The sequence below is a fragment of the Thermosynechococcus sp. B1 genome (assembly GCF_030322985.1).
Taxonomy (GTDB): domain Bacteria; phylum Cyanobacteriota; class Cyanobacteriia; order Thermosynechococcales; family Thermosynechococcaceae; genus Thermosynechococcus.
In genome coordinates, this window is the sequence record NZ_CP096573.1 from 1,419,493 (window position 1) to 1,440,080 (window position 20,588).

A 20,588-nucleotide genomic window follows, 5' to 3' on the forward strand; every position below is an offset into this window, starting at 1 on the left:
AAGATTAACGATAAGCCCCCCTAACACTTCCCGCTACCGCTTTTCATTAAGGATCTTGACCTATGAAACGCCTTATGTTCACGTCACTGCGATATTTCGTTCCTTGGAGCTTGGCCGTACTCATCCTCGATGCGGGTCTGAGTTGGGCGGGATTCACGCCCCCGAAAAACCTATCCCGGCCGGGGAATCGGGAGGGGGCAGCCACTCGCGGCGTCTGTAGAGTGCAAACAGCGGCGAACGAACCGGATTTAACCGCCTTAGTACCAGCAAGCAATATTGGTTTAACGGCAGCCAATCGTCCCACGTTTTACTGGTATTTACCCGCCAATAATTACCAAGCTCTGGAGTTTGCCCTCTTTCAGAACCTTGCCGATGGGACGCAGGTGCAAATTTACAAGCAGCAGTTTCCGATGGCCCATCGCCCGCGCCTAGACAGTATTACGTTGGCGGGTGACGTACCGCCCCTACAGGAGGGGGTGGATTACCGCTGGACGGTGAGTCTCATTTGTAATCCCCGGGATCCTGATCCATCACAGATTCGCTTTGTGGAAGGTTGGGTACAGCGGGTGGCACTACCAGCGACCTTGAACAAGCAACTGCGCCAAACCAGTCCTGTAGAACGCTATAACCTGCTGGCTAGCCATGGTCTGTGGTACGATGCCCTCGAGACATTGGTCAAACTGCGGCACCAACAGCCAACTAACCCCAAGGTGAATGCCCTGTGGACAGAGTTAATGACCGCTGAGGAGGTTGGCCTCAAGCGCCTGAGCAATTTGGCGATCGCCCAACGGAGCCGAGGCAATTAGGACAATGCTGTGGGCGGGGGCAACTGTACCTTAGAAGCAAGACCCAGTCCTTGGAGCGTGCGAATCACCCACCATGTGGGATCCACTTCCCACCAGTACCAGCCGGCCTTGGCCACGTGGGGATAGGCGTGGTGGTTGTTGTGCCAACCTTCACCATAGGTAAGGAGTGCTGCCCACCAGAGATTGCGGGAGTTATCCGGCGTATCGAAGCGGCGGTAGCCCCATTTGTGGGTCACGGAGTTGATAAACCAAGTGCTGTGCCAGAGGAAGACCGCCCGCACAAACATCCCCCACAGCAGCCATGACCAACCCCCTAGGCCATAGAGCAGCAACGCAAGGGGCACTTGCAGCAGCAAAAAGTAGCGATCGAGCCAGCGGTAAAAGGCATCTCGTGTCAAATCCGGGGCATAGCGGGCATACTCCTCAGCATCAAAAAATTGGCGGTGGGGATAGACCAGCCAGAGCATATGGCTCCACCAAAAGCCCCGCCGCGCTGAGTAGGGATCTTTGACTTCATCTTCGGTGTGGGCATGGTGCAAGCGGTGACCGGCAACCCAAAAAATGGGACCTCCCTGCATGGCCAAGGCACCCAAAACAGCAATGATGTACTCCAACCACTGGGGCACTTGAAAACTGCGGTGACTCAAGAGGCGATGGTATCCCAAGCAAATGCCGATACTACCAAAGAGCCAGTGCAGAAAGATGGTGACCGCCAAGGCTGACCAAGAGAAAAAGAAGAGGGCAACTACGGCTAAGCCATGGACCGTCGTTAAAAAAAGCACAAAAGCCCAATTGAGGCGGGCAGTTTCAGGTTGGAATTCTAGGGATGATGACATGGGCACTCCTCAACACCGTTTGCAGATTTAGACGCAAGTTGAAATCAAGTGTAATCTAGAGAATTTGAGCCACCAAGACAATCCTCGGCTGAGCCTAAATGGCCTTAGAAAATGTCTTACCAGATTTGTGTTGCAGGTAGGTATCAAAGAGGGCAGCCACATTGCGAATCAGGAGCCGACCCACAGAGGTAACTTCCACGCGATCGCGCCCCAAGTGAATGAGACCATCGGCAGCCAATTCCTGCAGTGCAGTTAACTCAGGGGCAAAGTGGGTATCAAAATCGAGATTGAACTGGCGGGCGATCGCCCCCTTGTCCAAGGTAAATTGACACATCAGCTCCATGATGATGGTGCGGCGCAGCACATCCTCAGGGTGTAATTGAATCCCGCGTTCTGTGGCCAATTGCCCCGCCGCAATGTTACTAAAGTAGGTGGCTAGGTGCTTCTGGTTTTGGGCATAGGCCTGCTGCAACATGCTAATTGAGGTGAGACCAAAGCCAATCAAATCTGCGGGGGGCAGGATCGTATAGCCCTGAAAGTTGCGCTTGAGGGTTCCAGCTGCTTGGGCGATCGCCAGCTCATCGGTGGGCTTAGCAAAGTGATCCATGCCAATGTACTGATAACCTTGGCTAGTCAGCGTTTCAATGACCCGCTGCAAAATGGCCAGTTTGGTCGTGCCATCGGGTAGGGTAGCGGGGTCAATTCGCTTTTGGATGGGTTTCAAATTGGGAAGATAGGCAAAGTTAAAGACCGCAATGCGATCGGGGTCAAGGCGCACTGTTTTGGCAATCGTGGTTTCAAAAGATTGCACCGTTTGAAAAGGCAGGCCATAGATCAGGTCAATGTTGACACTCTCAAACTCGGCAGCGCGAATCCACTCCATCACTTGAAACAGCCACGTCTCTGGCTGCACCCGATTGACGGCAAGTTGAACTTGAGGATCAAAGTCTTGCACACCAAAGCTGATGCGGTTGAAGCCCAGATCGCGCAAGCGAAAGAGATACTCGCGGTTGATATAGCGGGGATTCACCTCAATAGAAATTTCGGCATCCTTGGCAAATTCAAAGTGGTGGGTGAGCGTCCGCCACAAAGATTCCACTTGCTCAATGGTGAGATAGTTGGGGGTACCGCCGCCCCAATGCATTTGAATCACTGGACGAGTGCGATCCAGCCGTGCCGCCACTTGGGCAATTTCCTCTGCTAAGGCATCCAAGTAGGTTTTGGCAATGGTTTGGCTTTGGGTGACGATGACATTGCAACCGCAAAAATAGCAGGCGGTCTGGCAAAAGGGAATATGCACGTAGAGGGACAGAGGCAGGTGCTCTTCGTTACTCCGCAGCAGTTCCCGTTGGAAACAGTGGCTATCAAAGTCAGCAGTAAACTCGGCAGCCGTGGGGTAACTGGTATAGCGGGGCAAGGGGCGATCGTATTTTTGCAGTAGTGCCCCATCAAATTGAATCGGCTGAATCACACTCATGGATATTTGCAAGCTCCTAACAAGATCAACAGTGGGCCTTAAACGGCAACGGCTTCAGGACGGGATTGCTCACGCCGACTGGGCTGATTCTCGATCACCACGGACTGCCACATCTGATCGCCAATGGTGGCTTTTAACTCCGACTCAAGGGCGTGCATGAGGTGGCAGTTGAGGGCAAAGGCAAAGTTGGCTTCCTTGACAATGCGGGCGATCGCGACCTCATCGAGGCTGAGGCTATCCAAGGTTTCCCGATAGCGCTGCTTAAAGGCTTTCTTGTCTTCTGGGGTTGGCAGGGCTGGAAACTCGTAAAAGGCGGTGCCCTTGCCTGCGGGGAGGGTCAACTGCGAACGCACAATTTTGCTGAGGGCTTGTCCCCCAGAGAGATCCCCCATATAGCGGGTGTAGGAATGGGCAATGAGCAACAGAGGATCACTTTGGGCGAGGTCATGAATACGACTGAGGTAAACGCGGGTGGCCGTGAGGGGGGTAATCTGATCGCGCCAATCCTCGCCATAGTAGAAGGCCAAGTCTTCGGCCAGTTGGCCACTGCGGTTCAGTTCGGGGAAGTACATGGCTCGCAGGCGATCGCCCGTAGCACTGGCTAAGGCAGCTTCGAGGTCGGTGTACACAAAGTAGAGATTGGCCAAGAACTGGCGGAAGAGGCTCGGCGTAATCAACCCGCGGACAAAACATTTCATGAAGGCGGTGTGTTCGGCCAAGGTGTGAGCCTCAGCAGTTCCTTCCCGCAGCGCAAGAGAGAGCACGGTCATACCTGTAACTCCTGAAATCAGTTTTAACAATCTTTTTTGAGGCAAAGCCATCCTGCCAGCGGCGAATGGCCGTGGGCTGAACGGGGGCAGAAGGGCAAACTAAGGGTGAGTATTACTTTTTGACCATATGGCTGTCAAGTGAAACTTCAAAAAACATTACAAAACTGCCTACTTTTGCAAAATCGTCAAGACGGTTATTGACCGTCCTGAGGGATATAGTATAGTAAAACGGTATGACCTACATAGGTTTAGTTCTATAGGAGTGAACAGCTTATGGTGGCGATCGCCCCCAATCCCGATGCGAGTCAGAGCGTTAAAACCATTCGTGAAAACCTTTTAACCCCCCGCTTTTACACAACAGATTTTGAACACGCAGCAAAACTTGACCTGAGTCGCCAGCAGGAACAACTCGAAGCAATGTTGGCGGAAATGCGGGCAGACTACAACCGCCATCACTTTGTCCGCGATGACTCCTTCAAAGGCACATGGGACACCTTGGATGCAGAGACCCACAAAGCCTTTATTGATTACCTTGAGCGTTCCTGTGTCTCTGAGTTTTCAGGGTTTTTGCTCTTTAAGGAACTCTCGCGCAAGCTGAAGAATCGCAACCCCCTCTTGGCGGAAATCTTTCACCTCATGGCACGGGATGAAGCGCGACACGCAGGGTTTCTCAACAAGGCAATGATGGATTTTGGCCATGCCATGGACTTGGGCTATCTCTCCAAGGCGCGCACCTACACGTTTTTCCCCCTGCCATGGGTGCTCTACACCGTCTATCTATCGGAGAAAATTGGCTACTGGCGCTACATCATCATCTACCGTCACCTAGAAAAGCACCCCGAACATTCCTTCTATCCCCTCTTTAACTACTTTGAAAGTTGGTGCCAAGACGAAAACCGCCACGGCGATATTTTCAAGGCATTGATCCACTCCCAACCCCAATTGATTCAAGGCTGGGGTGCCAAACTATGGATGCGCTTCTTCCTGCTGACGGTGTTTGCCACCCATACGCTGACGGTGCATGAGCGTGCCAAATTCTATGAAGCCCTTGGTCTTGATGCCACGGAATTCGATCGCGAGGTCATTGCCAAAACCAATGAAACGGCCGCTCGCACCTTCTCGGTGGTGCTCAATGTCGATCACCCTGACTTTTATCCGCGGCTGCAACGCTGTGTCGAAATCCATAAAAAACTCCAAGCCATTGAAGCCAGTAATCAACCCAAGTGGCTGAAGGCCTTGCGGAAGCTTCCTCACCAGTTGGCGATCGCGGGTCATCTCCTGCGCATTTATCTGTTGCCCCCCGTCAATGCCCAACAGGAATGGGGCACCGTGCACTAGGGCTAAAGCTCCTCTTGGCGAAAACGGTTGAGCAGTTCCACCAGCAGCTCTTGGTTGGCCTTGGGGATCAGGCGATCGAGGGAAAGGGACTGCTGACCCCCGCCGAGGGGAACTGAAACCTCCTGCAAAACACTCGTGACCTGTGCCGAATTAACCTCCCCCTGCTCTAGGAGGGGCAAAAAGGCTTCGGCGAGGGGGGTTGCCAGCTTTGCATCAGCGAGATACAGATGCCATTTGGCCACATCCATATAGATATCACGGCCAATTTCAGCCGCAAGACGTTCAATTAAGGGGGTACGACTCATTTAGAACACCGCTTTTTCATTCACTCTATTTGTACCAGTCAAAGGGGGCGATCGCTAAAACAGACCGATCATGGGATAGTAATCGGGAAAACACCTGTGGACAAGGATCAGGCTCACCCATAGAAGGCCAATCATTAATTTTTGTTAAGAACTAAAACCCTAACAGTCTTTTCCCTAAGTGCTGAATGCGCTCAAAGCAGCCAAAATCAATGGTTACAGGGAGCATGTCCTTTTTCTTTTAGGAAAGAGCTGTAGATTACAACAGTTTTTATTCTTTGTGCTACCATAGGCATCAGTTCTCTTTTAATTGCTCTTAATTGCTGATTGTATGGCTACGACTATCCCCCCCGGCATTCCCCAAGACATTCAGCCAAGTGAGACCCTACTAGAAAACTTGCGCCAGGATGTCATTCATTTGCTGAAACAGACCGTTGGCATTGTTGAACGCTACAACAGCCTCCATAAAACAGCAGAGAGGGATTCATCTCAAGAAAAAACAGAATTTTCAGGTACAGCAGCGATTCGGCAAGCCCTCACCAACGTTGAGGAAATGGCTCTACGCATGGCCGTGGTCGCCCCCATGAAAGCCGGCAAATCCACGATTATCAATGCAATTGTCGGTCAACCGCTTTTGCCTGCCCGCAATACTGCCATGACCGCTACTGCAACGGAAATCGTTTTAGATACAAACTACCCTGAACCTGTTCTCTTTGTCCCCGAAGAAACCCTCACTTTATTCAAAAAGGCAGCGGTGAAAATCCGCCAAGAATACAATAGGAATTGTGACAACGTTAAAGCTAAGTTACAGAAATATCCTCATCTTTACACCACATTTGAAAACATTATCAGGAATGACGGCACTTTGTTCAAAGAAGAAACAACAGGTGTCGAAAGTGTGCGTGAAGCCCTGCAACTAATGAATGATTTGGTACGTTTAGCCAGCCAAATAGTTCCTGCCTACAACCCTGTAAAGCGGATGCGGGAGCTACCCCAGATCAGAGTAGCACCTTTTACCTCTGAAGGCGAGGCTATCAACACCGCTTTGGGCAACCTTGTGATTATTGACACTCCAGGTCCTAACGAAGCAGGCGAGAACTTAGAAATCAAGAATATTTTTGCTGAACAACTTGAGCGTAGTAGTCTCATTTTGGTTGTCCTAGACTTTACCCAGCTCAAGACCGAAGCGGCTAAAAGTGTTCAAGAAACCGTTCAGGCAATTGCTGAGATTCGTGGTGGAACTGAAAATATCTATGCCCTCGTAAACAAAGTTGATCAACGACGCACAGGGGATATGACTCCTGCAGAAGTGCGGGAGTTTGTGCAGCAGGAATTTAGAATTCCTAGCTCTCATGTTTTTGAGCTATCTGCCCAACGGGCCTATTGTGCTGCTCGTTTCCTGAAGCAGCATGACTTAGGAGAAGACTGGCGGACTCGACCTGAAGCCAGAGATTTGGCAAGAGAAATTCTTGGGGATGACTGGGAAGAAGACTTAGAAGATATTGACAAAGACGCGTTTACTAAGAAAGCTAGAAAGCAGTGGTATGAACGCTCAGGATTTTATCAGTTTTTCACTAAAGTGATTAGTGAACTCATTAAAATTGCTGCACCGAAAGTAATCAGAGAATCTCTAAACATCACTCACGGCTTTATTCATAAGCTTCTTGAAGACATTAATTTGCGAAAAAGAAGCTATCAAGCAGCCCTAGGTACACTTGAGAATGAAATTAAGCAACTAAATCAAGATATTAAGAAAATTGAAAATTCGGCTAATCTTTTGAATATTATCGAGGAGTATCAAAAAGAAATTAAGAATCAGATTGCCAGTGAAGTCTCTGAATTGAAGAACAAGGCAAGAGCAGACGTTAGTCATCTTTTTTCTCAAAAAGAGTATGAGCAGGCTGATGTTCTCAAAAAAGTAATGCTTTTTCTCACAGACTTTGCACACAAATTAACCAACGACAAGTCTCGTGAGGATCATTTAAGGATTCCTTTTAGCTCAAGGCATGACGCTGAAGATTTTCAGGGAAAAATATTTAACCTAGTTTCACAAGAAGCAGAAAAGTTTTTTGGTGATACCCAGAAAAAGATTGAAAAATTTGTAGGAGAAAAAATCCTTGGATTAAAGAAAGAAATAGAGGAAGAAACTCAGCCTATCCTAGAAAAAGCAAGAGAACGACTCCAGATGACTTTTAATGTGCAATTAAGCCTTCCTGATTTTCAGGTTTCAAAGGCTAGTTTTGGCAATTCTGAACTTCGACCCGAAGCTTTAACTAGGACTGTCTATAAAGTTCGAAAAGTGGAAAAGAGATTTTGGTGGCACTGGCTTTGGCTAATTCCTAAGGAAGTGGATGAAATTTATACAGAGACTATTCAAGAATATGTAGTCTATCTCAATAAAGTCGTTGAGGAAATCAATCGACAAATAGACACCCAAGCGAATCAAATAGAACAAGAAGTTAATAATTATTTAGAAAACGGTTTTAAAGTAGAAGCAGAACAATACATCGAGTATCTCAGTAGCTATCTCAAGGATTATCGAACAACCCTGATTGAGAGCCAAGAATATCAGAGAAAGTCTGCTGTTGAAAAAGAAGAAGTGATGAAGCAACTAGAGCAACTCGAGGAGGATGCTCAAAAAGCGAAGTGTGATATTCCAATTTATTCGCGTCGAGTAGAGGAAGTTCTGGAAAATTATGGTTCTTCCTGCGATTCACCAGCAAATTTCTCTAATCAGTGATTAATTTAGCTTTCCTTGCCGTACAGTGTCAACACTTTTTATCTTTTATGCTAACCTAGCCCCCAGTACTCCCTGACTGCAGATGATGCCGATTTATTTATGTCGATTAAAGTACTTTTTGCGTTGTAGATTCTATGAATTACTCAGCCATTGAAGAGCGAATCCCTCTTGCCAATGATCAACTACTGATTGATTTAGCTAACAGCATTCACACGAATCAGTCTTTGATAGCGTATCGCGCCAATCGAGGTTTTTGGGGTAGGCTACTGGATAGTTTAACAGGTCGCACTTACCAGCAAGATACCCTTCTTGCCCAAAACTTGACCCGAGGACAGGAAGCATTACTGAGCATTACCAATGAACTGATTGAAAAGCTGCAATTTAATGAGTATGCCCTTGTCACTACGCAACACTCTCTCCGAGAAACTCGTGAATGTCTTGTAGCTACGCAGCACTCTCTCCGAGAAACTCGTGAGGGGCTTAATCACAACACGCAGGCATTGAATAGTTTATTGAATAGTTTAATTGAGACCTGCGATCGCAAGTTTCAAGAGCAAGAGAAACGCATTGCTACCCTTGAACGGCGAGTGACGGCACGGGAAGATTTCGATCGCATTTTCTCTCTCTGGCGAAGTGGCCAAAGCTATCACGATCTCCCTTGGGCTATCCAAATCCTATTTTTAGCCCGCGAAATCTACAACAGTTCCATTGCCTACCTAGAACTTGAACAACAAGTCACTTATTATCGCGACCTACTGGTGAATGAAATTTTGGCGCACCAGCGGCACGACTTACCCAAGCATTTCTTCAGTACCGCAACGCTGCTAAAAGTAACTCGGCAAGCAACAGCACAAGAGGATACAGAGATCGTTTACGACATTCTGGCGAGTTGCCGCTATTCAGACTCCTATCCCTTGCTGCACAATATGTCAGCACTATACTGCCAACAGCAGCCTTCCTTTGTCCCTCAGCACCCTCCTTATACCCTAGATGCCAAAGAAGTCATTCAACGGATTGTTCATGAAACTGCCGCTGCAACGTTGCATTCCCTCCAGTCTCTGAAATCCAAGGAGTGATTATGCTAAACACTGGTTCAAAAGTTGGTTTAGTACTCACGGGTGGTGGTGCCAAAGGGGCTTACCAAGTGGGGGCACTGCGCTACCTCGCTGAACAGGGATTTGAACCGCACATTATTGCAGGTACCAGTATCGGTGCCCTCAATGGCGCCATCATTGCCAGCTATCCCCAGCAATTGGCTCGGGGTGTGAGCAAGCTCGAGGAGATTTGGCGTGAGATTGGTGCCGCCAATATCATCTCCGCCAACCCCAACTGGCTCAGCATTCTCATCAGCTATGGCATCCAATCTGCCTTACCTGAATTTGGGGGATGGATCAATACTTTTTTGACAGTGACGGGGATTCTCCCCAAATGCCATTCCGTCTTTGACCCGCGCCCGATCGAAGAACTTGTGCGCTCCTATGTAAACTACAACCAACTGAAACGGGGTACGGAGCTTTGGGTAACGGTTTTTCCCTCATTGCAAATTCCGGGTCTGGGCTATAACCTGTTGATGACATTGATTGACATGTGTCGCGTTTGGACAGGCACAAAAGCTGAGTGGCTGCGGGCACAGGATATGGATGACCCAGAGACGTTATTGAACTTGCTGCTGGCGAGTGCGGCCATTCCTTTGGCCTTTCCGCAGCGACAGGTCAATGGTCAAACCTATGTGGATGGGGCACTTCAAGATAATGTGCCCTTGGGAGCGTTGGCGCAGCGGGGCTGTACCCATGCCATTGTCATTCACCTTGAGGATGGGGTGCCTTGGAATCGTTATGACTTCCCTAATTTGACGATCATTGAGATTCGACCACAGACAGTGCTGAATACTTCAAACACGGTTGTACTGGGGAGTCTAGAAAGCTTGCTCGATTTCCGGAGCGATCGCATTGCCGCCCTGCAAGCACAGGGGTATGCCGATGCCAAGGCAGCCATTGAGCCGATCCTCACCCTTGTGCAGAACCTGAGAACCCTGCGCCAAACCCATGGGGAGTTAAAGGCTTCTACGGCAGCACTCTTGAATCCCGATGAGTTAAAAACCTCTACAGCAGCACTGCTCAATCACAACGTTACTTTAAAATCAATACCCCCCATGGTTGATCCATAGGGGGTCATCAGGAGATAGCTCAGCACCGACCTATGGATCGTAGGGCTTCTTGCCGGTGAACTTCAGTTGCGAGGGATTGGGATTTTGGCCAATGGAGCGGGGCACTGAGTTGACGGCTTCACGCCCTTGGTTCACCTTCTCAGGGAAAACACCATCCTTGGGATGGATCAACACCGTTTCGCCATCGGGGAAAATGCGGTAGATTTTGTAGTCATTGATTTTGCGGGGACGCAGTTGCTGAGCGGCTAGGGCAAGGCACTGCTCCTTACGGGCAAGGTAAACAAGATTTTCCCCTTCACGCATAACCGCAGCCCCAGCCGTCGGCATTTCAAAAACCTGCTCTTTGGGGCTTGTCCAGGTGATGGCGTATTTCTCTTCGGTGTCCGCTGCGCTGAGGAGGCCGCCGGTGCTGCCACCATAGAGCGGGGGTTGCCCAGTGAGTGTTGTCATGCGTTCGATCCTCAATCTCTCACGTTTTCATCTTTAAGATCGGCCAGAGACAACCCTTTTCTTGGATATGGGATACATCAAGGGGATGCAATCTTCTCCCAAGGGCTTTCGCAGTTTTGAGCGTTTGCCCTCCTTGCGAAAAGGGCTGTAGCCAGATTCAACGGCATCGTAGCATTGAAATCGCGGTGTTGACGCGAGTTGTGAGAAACTGTAACAGTTCCCTCCAAGTAGGCGCTGTCATAGGCTTTTTCGATGGAGATCCACGGCTATCCTCAATTGCCGTTAGTCTTAAGCCGATGTTTGAAGGGCAAATTGGTTAAGATTATTGACAAAGTGCAGCAAAAATATGTCCACTCCTCACAGGGAATGGTTGAGCAATGCAATATCTCTACCTCCATGGATTTGCCTCGTCGCCTCGCTCTGCGAAGGCCCAGTATTTTCGCGATCGCTTTGCGGAACTCGGTCAACCGCTACTCATTCCTGATCTCAATCAAGGGGATTTTTTTCACTTGACCCTGAGTCGTCAAATTGACCAGGTAGAAGCGCTGCTCGCCCCAGAGGAACCCGTCACATTGATTGGCTCCAGTTTTGGTGGCCTGACGGCTGCTTGGCTAGCCGAAAAGCATCCCCAAGTGGTGCAACTCTTTCTTCTTGCTCCTGCCTTTGAGTTTGCGATCCATTGGCTGCCGCGCTTGGGCGATCAATACCGCCGCTGGCAAGAAACGGGTGTGCTGGAGGTGTATCACTACACCAAAGAACGCCTGCTGCCCCTTAGCTATGGCTTTGCCAAGGATTTACTGGAGTACGACGATCGCCAGCTGCAGCGGCCTGTGCCCACCCTCATTTTCCATGGTCTTCAGGATGAGGTGATTCCCATCGAAGCCAGTCGTCGCTACTGTGAAGGCCGCCCTTGGGTGAGTCGGGTGGAATTGGACAGTGATCACGCCCTCAAGGACGTACAGCCGGCCATTTGGGGCATGATGTATCCGATCATCTATCAGCAGTTAACTTGAGAGGCTGGGTCAAGGGAGACCGCAGGAATTTCTGCTCGCACAGCGCGAAACATGCCAAAGCGGCACAGTCCCATGCCAAAGGCAAGCCGCATCAACAGAAATGTGGGTACTTCCCGCAAAGATTTCACTAGCCCCGGTAGGCCAAAGCGAATCAGCCCCTCTGGTCGCACAATTCCCTGCCAAATCGAATCTAGCCACGAGGGGAGCGTTTCCTGTGTCCAGTCAGCAGTGATCACCTCTCCAGCCACTAAACCTGTTGCGGCAAGGGCTTCGGCAAAGCCTTCAATACTGGCAAAGGCGGGGTGTGCCCATTGATCCAAGAGCTGCCGCATAATGAGCCGCTCCCAGAGGTTCAAGGGGTGCTGGCGATCGTCCCTTTGGTTCCAATCGGCAACCACAAGAATCCCCCCCGGCTTTAGGACACGGAGTAATTCCTTAGCAAACTGCTGTTTATCGGGCATGTGCGGGCCTGCCTCAATTGACCAAACCACGTCAAAGCTGGCATCTGGAAATGACAAGGCTAGAGCGTCATCCACTTGAAACTGCACATTGAGATCGGCAGGAGTGAGTTCCCGCGCCCGCCGTACCTGTTCAGGGCTGATTGTAATTCCCGTCACGTGAAAGCCATAGTCACGCGCTAGCATACGACTGCTCCCGCCAATGCCACAGCCCACATCCAAAACCGTTGTCCCCGGCGGCAGGCGATCGAGACCCCCCCAGCGCACCATTTCATGGACAAAATCTGCCTTTGCTTGGCGAAAGTCCTTGGGACGGGGGGGCGAACCATAGTGGCCAAGGTGAATATGCTCACCCCAGTAAAATTCAAGAATGCCGTCATTGGTCCAGTCGTCATAGGACTCGGCGACAGAGCGGGCAGACTCGTACTTGCGAGGAAACAGGAGATAAAGCGCTAACCCCACGAGGACTAACGCGCCAACAATGATAACCAGTATGAGCAATAGATGAGACATGTAGCAGATTGGCTGGTGAAACCTTTCACTATGATGACGAGGTTTTTAGCATTTCCACAAGGGAAAGAGCCACAGATGGGTTTTCGTGGGAGATCGTACGCTGTTCAATACTATCTTGAAAAGTTGGTGCAATCCTGCCTGCTAGTGCTGCGGGCACCCAATCCTCGTGAAAAAGGCTGTAACTTAATAATAAGGAGCCTTAAAAATTCTGGAAGGAACTGCCTTGGCGGATGTGCCTGTGTTTGACTCCATTGAATCTGCGTTGGATGCCCTGCGGCGGGGTGAAGTTATCGTCGTGGTGGATGATGAGAATCGTGAGAATGAGGGGGATCTCATTGGTGCCGCTGAGCGTGTGACCCCAGCCATGATTAACTTTATGGCGGTTCATGCCCGAGGACTGATTTGCCTCGCCATGGAGGGCGATCGCCTCGATGAATTGGATTTGCCCTTGATGGTAACAACAAACACCGATAGCAATCAAACGGCTTTTACGGTCAGTGTGGATGCCGGCCCGCGTTGGGGCGTGACCACAGGCATTTCCGCCGAAGACCGTGCCCGCACCATTCAAGCCCTCATTGACCCGACGACCCAGCCTCAAGATTTACGTCGCCCCGGCCATGTCTTTCCCCTGCGATCGCGCCCTGGGGGGGTTCTCAAGCGAGCCGGCCATACCGAAGCCGCCGTCGATCTGACACGGTTGGCAGGGCTGTATCCAGCGGGGGTCATCTGTGAGATTCAAAATCCCGACGGCACCATGTCGCGGCTGCCCCAACTCATTGAATATGCTCGCACCCACCAACTGAAGATTATTAGCATTGCCGACTTAATTAGCTATCGTCTCCAGCATGAGCGTTTTGTCCGCCGCGAAGCTGTGGCCAAGCTACCGACGGAGTTCGGTGAATTTCAAATCTATGGCTATCGCAATTCCCTCGATCAATCGGAGCACGTCGCCATTGTCAAAGGAGATCCTGCCACGTTTAGCGAGCAACCCGTGCTGGTGCGCGTTCATTCTGAATGTTTGACGGGCGATGCCCTCGGTTCACTGCGCTGCGATTGTCGGATGCAACTGCAAGCGGCTCTGAAAATGATTAACGCGGCAGGACGCGGTGTGGTGGTTTATCTGCGCCAAGAGGGTCGTGGCATTGGCCTAGTCAACAAGCTACGTGCCTATTCCCTGCAAGATTTAGGGATGGACACCGTGGAAGCTAATGAGCACCTCGGCTTCCCAGCGGATTTGCGTAACTATGGTGTTGGCGCCCAAATGCTCAATGACTTGGGAGTGAAGCAGATTCGCCTGATTACCAATAACCCCCGTAAAATTGCTGGCCTCAAGGGCTATGGCCTCGAAGTGGTGGATCGGGTGCCCCTGCTGATTGAAGCGACGCCCTACAACACCCCCTACTTGACGACTAAGGCGGAGAAACTGGGGCATCTGCTGCTACAAACTTACCTGATCACAGTGGCCTTTCGCTGGCAGGAGTTGCAATTAGATGCGGGCGATCGCTATGAGCGGTTGGAAAAAATACGTCATCTGGCCGCAGGCGTCCATTTGCTAGTGCGCGAAGAAGCTCGGCCCGTTGCCCAGGCCATCTTTGGACATCCTGACCTGATTGTTCACTTTGGCTTTGACCAACCCCATGTGGCCGATCGCCAGTGGTATCAGCAGCCGGAACACCCCTATGTGCTTGCGGTGCAAACCCTGCTGCGGCAATTTTGCCAATGGCCCACTCTCAAGGGATTTGAGTTTCTCGTAGCGACAGGCAGTGATCCAATGCTCAACCTACCCATGGCTCTCGATCGCCAAGCCTACACCCAACAGCCCCCCAGTGAGTGGCAGCCTCATCTCATCTATTCATGGTCAGCAGTAGCAGGTTAAAGCGTCGATGGGTATCTTGGAAGATTTACGCCGTTTTCAAGTGTGAACATTCATTTATCCCACTACTTCTGGCCGAAAAAAGACACACTGGAGCGGCGTTGGCGTTAGCACAACAACACTGGCAATGGCGCGATCGCCCACGGGGAAACTGACTGCCCAATGTTCTAAAGGCTGAGCTGCTGTTCGCTGCCATACCCCGATCCCCTGAGCCTTGAGCCACGCTTCATAGTATGTCCATGCCTGGAGAAACGAGCGATCGCTCCCCTCTAATATCCTTTGTTGCAGAGCCGCCCCAAAAAACCGCCGACTAATGGCTGAACGCTGAGGACAGGGGCGCAAGATCTCTGCATCTACCCCTACAGCCGCCCGGCCACTCACAGCCAACACTGCTAAGTTACCACTATGGCTCCAGTTAAATTCCAAAGCATCCAAATAGGGCTTACCCCCAGCGGTACGCGGTAGAGGCTTCTCGCCAAGATTCGGCTGATAGCGTCGTAAATAGGCGCGCAGGGTAACCTCACGGGGCACATCAGGGGGAAGCGTTAACCACCAAAGATGCAGCGCATGGGAATACAAGGTGAGATTGTCGTGTGGCGCCTGCCATTGAGGGGCAACAATCGGGGGTAGGGGGAAATCCCACACATTAGAGACTGAGGCGTTTTTTTAGTGACAATAGGTGAGTGCGGGGATTAATGGGGCTGCGGGGCAGCGGTAACTCAAAATTCGGCCAATTGGGCAGACTGGCACAGGGACAGTGTACAGGGGGTAACCCATGACAGGGTAGAGGCACAGGCATTTGGCAGCGAGCACAGGGGGTAATGTCCCAACAGTCGCTCAAGAGTTGCGTAATCGTCTCCGCCGTGTCCTCAAGAAAGCAGTCTCCTGCCTGACCAGAGATCACATAGGCCCAGCAGGCCTCAAAGGCTTGACTGTAGCGATCGCCCTGAAGGACAGGTTGCGGCAGCACCGTATGCGCTCCGCCCCAAATACACAGTCGTTTGCCCAGCTGAAACCAGTAGGCGAGATAGGACTTCACCTTTGCTTGGGCTGCCAAAAAGGCACAACCTTCCAGATCCGTCATTGACACAACCCTCGCTGCTGTACTTACTACCCTAGCGCAAGGAAACGAGGGCGATGCGTGCTAACGAATCAGTGCCGCCAAGGAAGCATCCAACTGTCCCCAACTGTGGCCATCAAGGGCTAACTGCTCAATGAGACTGGCCAAGCGCAATGCTTTGAGTGCCTGCTCCCCACCCACCGAGGGGGGTTGACCGCCACGGACGCAGTTGACGAAGTGCTCCAACTCGGCATGGAGAGGTTCAATATTGCTGGTATAGACCTTCTCAATGAGACCGTCTTGGCGGTAAAGGACTTGGCCATGATCGGCACTGCACGATGCGGTGGTTTTGCGGTGAATGAGAATCTCGTTTTTCAGGAAATCTGCCTCCGTGAGGGAATTTTTGCAGTGGGCAGCAATGCGCCGTTGTTTGCGGTGGGTGACTTTACTGGCTGTGAGGGTGGCAATAATGCCGTTGGCAAAGCCCAATGTGGCGGTCACGTAGTCCAGATACCCAGAGTTGGCAGAGCGACTGCCGGCGGCCGTTAGGCGCACCACCGGGGAATTGGTGAGTTCCAGCAACAGGTCAATGTCGTGAATCATTAAGTCGAGAACCACTGAGACATCATTGGCGCGATCGGAGTAGGGACTCATGCGATCGGCTTCAAGGGCAAGGATTTCCTCCGTGCGCAGAACTTTGCTCAGTTCTTGAAATGCAGGGTTAAATCGCTCAATATGTCCGACTTGGAGGATGCACTGGCACTCCGCTGCTGCGTTGACGAGGGATTCTGCTTCACTAATACTGGCGGCAATCGGTTTTTCCACCAAGACATGTACCCCGTGGCGCAAGCAGGTAATGCCTACTTCATGGTGGAGACGGGTGGGCACGGCAATACACACCGCCTCAACGTGGGGCAGCAAATCAACATAGTTTTCAAAAAATTTCACCCGATATTTGCTAGCGGTATCAATGCCCCGCTCCAGATTCACGTCAGAGATGCCCACAAGTTCGACATCTTTGAGTAAACTCAAAACACGGGTGTGGTGCTGACCCATGTTGCCAACACCGATGACGCCAATGCGCAGTGGTTCGGGCTGGGGACGGACGGCAGAACTCATGTCTAGTTATTTCACTCCTCTACGCAACCGGGGAAGGGCTTGGTGTTGGCGATCGCCCGCCGTAAGTAGAAACTCACAGAATGAACATTTTCAGAAAGATGCTACCACAGCATTGCCAAATGTAAAGGTTTTGATAGACAGCTATGATGACGACACCAAAGGCCGTCGTGTTGCTCTCAGGGGGGTTAGACTCCAGCACGGTGTTATTTCGTGCCAAGGCACTGGGTTATGCTTGCTATGCCCTCTCCTTTGACTATGGGCAGCGCCATCGGCGGGAATTAGAAGCCGCGATCGCCATTGCCAGTGCCGCGGGGGTGATTCAGCATCAAATCCTCTCCTTGAATTTGCAGTTATGGGGCGGCTCTGCCTTGACTGATTTGACGATTGACTTGCCCCGCGATCGCAATCTGGCCACCATGAGCCAAGAGATTCCCATTACCTATGTCCCCGCCCGCAATACAATTTTCTTGAGTGTTGCCCTTGCCTATGCCGAAGCCCTAGGGGCGCAAACTGTGCACATTGGCGTCAATGCCCTCGATTACTCTGGCTATCCCGACTGTCGCCCCGACTATATTGCCGCAATGCAGGAGGTCTATCGCTTGGGTACCAAACAGGGGCGTGAAGGCCAGCCCATTGAAATTGTCACCCCCCTCATTGAACTTCACAAAAAAGACATCATTCGTCTGGGGAATGAGTACGGCGTTCCTTGGGAAAAAACTTGGTCCTGTTACAGCGATGACCAACAGGCCTGTGGTCGCTGCGATGCCTGTCGATTGCGTTTAGCGGCCTTTGCCGAGTTGGGTTTAGGGGATCCCTTGCCCTACGCGGTTCACCCCCCGCTCTAGGTTCGGTAAATCCCCCTTTTGCTCATGGCAGCAGCGATCGCACTATAGGAAGGAGAGAGGGTTAAGCCCAATATGGGTGCTGTGCCCCGCATCGAAGTTAGCCTGCAAAGGGAGTTTTCGTCGCTATGGCAAAAGTTGTCGGAATTGATCTGGGGACCACCAACTCCTGTGTGGCCGTCATGGAAGGGGGCAAGCCCACGGTTATTGCCAATGCTGAAGGGTTTCGGACAACGCCCTCCGTTGTTGCCTACACCAAAAATGGCGATCGCCTCGTGGGTCAAATTGCCAAACGGCAAGCAGTGATGAACCCCGAAAATACCTTTTATTCTGTGAAGCGCTTTATTGGCCGTCGCTTTGATGAAGTGACCCACGAAGCCACCGAGGTCTCCTACAAAGTTTTGAACGTCAATGGCAACGTTAAGCTGGATTGCCCTGCCCTTGGCAAACAGTTTGCCCCCGAAGAAATTTCTGCTCAAGTCTTGCGCAAACTAAAAGAGGATGCCAGCAAATATCTTGGCGAGGAAGTCACCCAAGCGGTGATTACTGTGCCCGCCTACTTCAACGACTCGCAGCGCCAAGCCACCAAAGACGCTGGCAAAATTGCCGGTCTTGAAGTGCTGCGGATCATCAACGAACCCACCGCCGCTTCCTTGGCCTATGGCCTAGATAAAAAAGCCAATGAAACCATCCTCGTCTTTGACCTTGGCGGTGGTACCTTTGACGTGTCCATCCTTGAAGTCGGTGATGGCGTTTTTGAAGTGCTCGCCACCTCCGGGGACACCCACCTTGGTGGTGACGACTTTGACAAGAAAATTGTGGACTACTTGGCTGAGTCCTTCCGTGCCCAAGAAGGCATTGACCTGCGCAAAGACAAACAGGCGCTGCAACGGCTGACGGAAGCGGCAGAAAAAGCCAAGATTGAACTTTCCAGCGTCATGCAAACGGAAATTAACCTGCCCTTCATTACTGCAACGCAGGATGGGCCTAAGCACCTCGACATGACGCTCACCCGCGCCAAATTTGAGGAACTCTGCTCTGACCTCATTGACCGTTGTCGCGTACCCGTTGAGCAAGCCCTCAGGGATGCCAAACTCAGCAAAGAGCAGATTGATGAAGTGGTGCTCGTCGGCGGTTCCACCCGCATTCCTGCCATCCAAGAGCTGGTCAAACGGCTATTGGGCAAAGACCCCAACCAGAGTGTGAACCCCGATGAAGTCGTGGCGGTGGGTGCCGCTATTCAAGCTGGGGTGCTGGCAGGGGAAGTGAAAGACATTCTTCTCCTCGATGTCACACCGCTGTCTTTGGGGGTGGAAACCCTTGGGGGTGTGATGACGAAAATTATTCCCCGCAACACCACGATCCCGACGAAAAAATCTGAGGTCTTCTCTACTGCGGTTGATGGTCAAACCAATGTGGAGATCCACGTCCTGCAAGGGGAGCGGGAAATGGCCGCCGATAACAAGAGCCTCGGTACCTTCCGTTTGGATGGCATTCCGCCGGCACCCCGTGGCGTGCCCCAAATCGAAGTCACGTTCGATATTGATGCCAACGGTATCCTCAACGTCACCGCTCGCGACAAAGGCACCGGCAAACAGCAGTCCATTAGCATCACCGGCGCCTCAACGCTGCCTAAGGATGAAGTGGAACGCATGGTGCGCGAAGCGGAAATGAATGCCGCTGCCGATAAAGCCAAACGCGAGAAAATTGAGACCAAAAACCAAGCGGAGCAACTCTGCTATCAAGCGGAGAAACAACTATCCGAATTAGGTGACAAAGTCTCGACCAACGACAAAGACCGCCTCACCTCCCTCATTGCTAACCTGCGATCGGAAATCGGCACTGAAGCTGAGAAGAAACCCATTGAGTCCATTGACTTTGGACGGGTGAAATCGCTGATGCAGGATCTGCAACAAACCCTCTACAGCGTTGGCTCCAGTGTCTACCAAAGTGCGCAGTCCAGTGATGGAACTGGCTCCAGCAGCAGCGGTAGCAGTGGTAGTGGCGGTGATGATGAAGTGATTGACGCTGAGTTCTCGGAAACCAAATAGTCCCGCCCATTGGCAACTTTCTGCCAGAACAAGACTCCTCCTCCCCCTAGGTGAAAGCTTAGGGGGTTTCTCATTTTTGTGAGGGGGTATAGTCACCGTTTTTTCGATCACAGGCTTCTTGTGCTAGGGGAAAAATTCCGATACAATAAAGTTTCTGTCCTTAATTTTTGTTGAGTGCTGAGACCACCCCACCATTGAGGTAAGCATGGCCAAACGCCGCAATCCCAAGAAAGAAAAAGCTCTTCGTAACCAAGCCTATGCTCGCAAGTTTCGCAAGCGTTCTTCGGGTCGCTACAGCCGCCGCCTAAATACGGAGAATCGCCCAGAGACGAAAACCACCGAGACGGTTGAGGAAATGACGGACGCCTAGAGGGCAGTCGGTGATCAAGCGCGCGTTGCCATGGCGAGAGTTCGGGGTTGCGTTTTTAACCGTTTTTTTGGCTGAATTTGCCGATAAAACTCAAATTGCTGTATTTTTCATGGCCGCCCGCGCTGCCTCCCCTTGGTTGGTGTTTTTGGGAGCAGCTTTGGCCTTAGTAACCACTAGTTTGATTGGGGTATTGATTGGTCGCTGGCTATCACAGTACCTCTCAGAACAACGATTACAAACACTGACCGGCAGTAGTCTCTTGGCGATCGCCCTTTGGCTATTGTGGGATATGCTGCACCCAAGCCTTTGATGACCAAAATATCGCCACTTAATGGCGCGAGAAAGTTCCTTCAGTTGACGATCGCCCCCTGCTAAAGTGAGGGGGTTAGCTTAGGCACTGTCT

20 protein-coding genes are annotated in these 20,588 nt (G+C 51.3%); 11 read left to right on the forward strand and 9 right to left on the reverse strand.

What is annotated here, in order from left to right; all coding sequences use genetic code 11:
• Positions 1 to 62 precede the first annotated feature (62 nt).
• Positions 63 to 806: a DUF928 domain-containing protein gene (locus tag M0644_RS07195; protein WP_286625114.1), complete on the forward strand. Its 744-nt coding sequence runs from the start codon at positions 63 to 65 to the stop codon at positions 804 to 806.
• Here M0644_RS07195 and M0644_RS07200 read toward each other — a convergent pair.
• The 3 genes from M0644_RS07200 to M0644_RS07210 form a co-directional block, all read right to left on the reverse strand.
• A complete protein-coding gene (locus M0644_RS07200; RefSeq protein WP_286625115.1) occupies positions 803 to 1,642 on the reverse strand; it encodes a fatty acid desaturase in 840 nt (279 codons plus the stop codon). The genes M0644_RS07195 and M0644_RS07200 overlap by 4 nt on opposite strands.
• A gap of 94 nt (positions 1,643 to 1,736) precedes the next feature.
• A complete protein-coding gene (gene hemN, locus M0644_RS07205) occupies positions 1,737 to 3,119 on the reverse strand; it encodes an oxygen-independent coproporphyrinogen III oxidase (RefSeq protein ID WP_286625117.1) in 1,383 nt (460 codons plus the stop codon).
• A 38-nt stretch (positions 3,120 to 3,157) separates the two neighbouring features.
• Complete coding sequence (locus M0644_RS07210; protein ID WP_286625119.1) at positions 3,158 to 3,889, reverse strand: heme oxygenase (biliverdin-producing); 732 nt, start codon at positions 3,887 to 3,889, stop codon at positions 3,158 to 3,160.
• A 273-nt stretch (positions 3,890 to 4,162) separates the two neighbouring features.
• Between M0644_RS07210 and acsF the strand changes: the two genes are divergently transcribed.
• Entirely contained in the window at positions 4,163 to 5,227 is a 1,065-nt protein-coding gene (acsF, locus tag M0644_RS07215) for a magnesium-protoporphyrin IX monomethyl ester (oxidative) cyclase (protein ID WP_286625120.1), read from the forward strand.
• A 2-nt stretch (positions 5,228 to 5,229) separates the two neighbouring features.
• Here the strand turns inward: acsF and M0644_RS07220 are convergent, their stop codons facing one another.
• Positions 5,230 to 5,532 carry a DUF3181 family protein gene (locus M0644_RS07220; protein ID WP_149819480.1) on the reverse strand — a complete coding sequence of 101 codons (303 nt, stop codon included), beginning with the start codon at positions 5,530 to 5,532 and terminating at the stop codon, positions 5,230 to 5,232.
• Between the two features lie 328 nt (positions 5,533 to 5,860).
• Here M0644_RS07220 and M0644_RS07225 point away from each other — a divergent pair, with 328 nt between their 5' ends.
• From M0644_RS07225 to M0644_RS07235, 3 genes are all read left to right on the forward strand, one after another.
• The gene (locus M0644_RS07225) at positions 5,861 to 8,269 is read left to right on the forward strand and encodes a dynamin family protein (RefSeq protein WP_286625121.1); all 2,409 of its coding nucleotides are present in this window, start codon (positions 5,861 to 5,863) and stop codon (positions 8,267 to 8,269) included.
• 134 nt (positions 8,270 to 8,403) lie between these two features.
• The gene (locus M0644_RS07230; protein ID WP_286625122.1) at positions 8,404 to 9,345 is read left to right on the forward strand and encodes a diguanylate cyclase regulator RdcB family protein; all 942 of its coding nucleotides are present in this window, start codon (positions 8,404 to 8,406) and stop codon (positions 9,343 to 9,345) included.
• Positions 9,346 to 9,347: 2 nt separating this feature from the next.
• Positions 9,348 to 10,436, forward strand: a complete 1,089-nt coding sequence (locus M0644_RS07235; protein ID WP_149819486.1) for a patatin-like phospholipase family protein — start codon at positions 9,348 to 9,350, stop codon at positions 10,434 to 10,436.
• 30 nt (positions 10,437 to 10,466) lie between these two features.
• On the opposite strand, the gene M0644_RS07240 is transcribed toward M0644_RS07235, so the two are convergent.
• Entirely contained in the window at positions 10,467 to 10,886 is a 420-nt protein-coding gene (locus tag M0644_RS07240) for a photosystem I reaction center subunit II PsaD (RefSeq protein ID WP_149819488.1), read from the reverse strand.
• 377 nt (positions 10,887 to 11,263) lie between these two features.
• Between M0644_RS07240 and M0644_RS07245 the strand changes: the two genes are divergently transcribed.
• A complete protein-coding gene (locus tag M0644_RS07245; RefSeq protein WP_149819490.1) occupies positions 11,264 to 11,899 on the forward strand; it encodes a YqiA/YcfP family alpha/beta fold hydrolase in 636 nt (211 codons plus the stop codon).
• Here the strand turns inward: M0644_RS07245 and M0644_RS07250 are convergent.
• Positions 11,884 to 12,870, reverse strand: a complete 987-nt coding sequence (locus M0644_RS07250) for a methyltransferase domain-containing protein (protein WP_286625125.1) — start codon at positions 12,868 to 12,870, stop codon at positions 11,884 to 11,886. The two genes, M0644_RS07245 and M0644_RS07250, sit on opposite strands and share 16 nt — an antisense overlap.
• A 232-nt stretch (positions 12,871 to 13,102) precedes the next feature.
• On the opposite strand from M0644_RS07250, the gene ribBA reads away from it, so the two are divergent.
• A complete protein-coding gene (gene ribBA / locus M0644_RS07255) occupies positions 13,103 to 14,746 on the forward strand; it encodes a bifunctional 3,4-dihydroxy-2-butanone-4-phosphate synthase/GTP cyclohydrolase II (protein ID WP_286627175.1) in 1,644 nt (547 codons plus the stop codon).
• Positions 14,747 to 14,800: 54 nt separating this feature from the next.
• Here the strand turns inward: ribBA and M0644_RS07260 are convergent, their stop codons facing one another.
• From M0644_RS07260 to M0644_RS07270, 3 genes are read right to left on the reverse strand one after another with little or no spacing between them, the layout of a single operon-like run.
• Complete coding sequence (locus M0644_RS07260; protein WP_286625126.1) at positions 14,801 to 15,388, reverse strand: 4'-phosphopantetheinyl transferase superfamily protein; 588 nt, start codon at positions 15,386 to 15,388, stop codon at positions 14,801 to 14,803.
• A 1-nt stretch (position 15,389) separates the two neighbouring features.
• On the reverse strand, positions 15,390 to 15,827 hold the full coding sequence (locus M0644_RS07265) for a hypothetical protein (protein WP_226971906.1): 438 nt from the start codon (positions 15,825 to 15,827) through the stop codon (positions 15,390 to 15,392).
• 60 nt (positions 15,828 to 15,887) lie between these two features.
• Positions 15,888 to 16,922, reverse strand: a complete 1,035-nt coding sequence (locus tag M0644_RS07270; protein WP_149819497.1) for a Gfo/Idh/MocA family protein — start codon at positions 16,920 to 16,922, stop codon at positions 15,888 to 15,890.
• Between the two features lie 143 nt (positions 16,923 to 17,065).
• On the opposite strand from M0644_RS07270, the gene queC reads away from it, so the two are divergent.
• The 4 genes from queC to M0644_RS07290 all read left to right on the forward strand — a co-directional run bounded on the left by queC (position 17,066) and on the right by M0644_RS07290 (position 20,495).
• Positions 17,066 to 17,767: a 7-cyano-7-deazaguanine synthase QueC gene (gene queC / locus M0644_RS07275; protein WP_286625128.1), complete on the forward strand. Its 702-nt coding sequence runs from the start codon at positions 17,066 to 17,068 to the stop codon at positions 17,765 to 17,767.
• A 125-nt stretch (positions 17,768 to 17,892) separates the two neighbouring features.
• Positions 17,893 to 19,815 (forward strand): molecular chaperone DnaK, encoded by a 1,923-nt coding sequence (gene dnaK / locus M0644_RS07280; protein ID WP_149819501.1) that lies wholly within the window; start codon positions 17,893 to 17,895, stop codon positions 19,813 to 19,815.
• A gap of 205 nt (positions 19,816 to 20,020) precedes the next feature.
• On the forward strand, positions 20,021 to 20,185 hold the full coding sequence (locus tag M0644_RS07285; protein WP_011057571.1) for a hypothetical protein: 165 nt from the start codon (positions 20,021 to 20,023) through the stop codon (positions 20,183 to 20,185).
• A gap of 10 nt (positions 20,186 to 20,195) precedes the next feature.
• On the forward strand, positions 20,196 to 20,495 hold the full coding sequence (locus M0644_RS07290; RefSeq protein ID WP_149819503.1) for a TMEM165/GDT1 family protein: 300 nt from the start codon (positions 20,196 to 20,198) through the stop codon (positions 20,493 to 20,495).
• Positions 20,496 to 20,588: the final 93 nt, after the last annotated feature.